This is a genomic window from Actinoplanes sp. DH11, from assembly GCF_020873875.1.
Lineage (GTDB): Bacteria > Actinomycetota > Actinomycetes > Mycobacteriales > Micromonosporaceae > Actinoplanes.
The window spans coordinates 1-271 of the sequence record NZ_JAHWGU010000210.1 but is presented as its reverse complement, the minus strand read 5'-3'; the positions used below and the strand labels follow the sequence as shown (position 1 = coordinate 271).

The window sequence follows — 271 nt, the reverse complement described above, 5'->3', positions numbered from 1 at the left end:
TCAATACCGGCCGACTCGAACGCCTCCCACGACGCCTCCAACAACAACCGCTGCTGCGGATCCATCGCCAAAGCCTCACGCGGACTGATCCCGAAGAACGCCGGATCGAACTGTGCCGCGTCGTGCAGGAAACCACCCTCCATGGTGTCCGAACGACCGTCGGCTCCTGCTTCAACCCCATAGAGACCCTGAAGATCCCAGCCCCGATCGACGGGGAACGGTGTGATCCCGTCCCCACCCCGAACCACCAGATCCCACAAACCTTGCGGCG

The 271-nt window shown here is 63.1% G+C and carries 1 protein-coding gene; it reads right to left on the bottom strand.

What is annotated here, in order from left to right; genetic code table 11:
- Positions 1 to 271: beta-ketoacyl synthase N-terminal-like domain-containing protein (locus LPA41_RS41470; RefSeq protein ID WP_229077012.1), on the bottom strand; the 271-nt coding region annotated here is incomplete at both ends.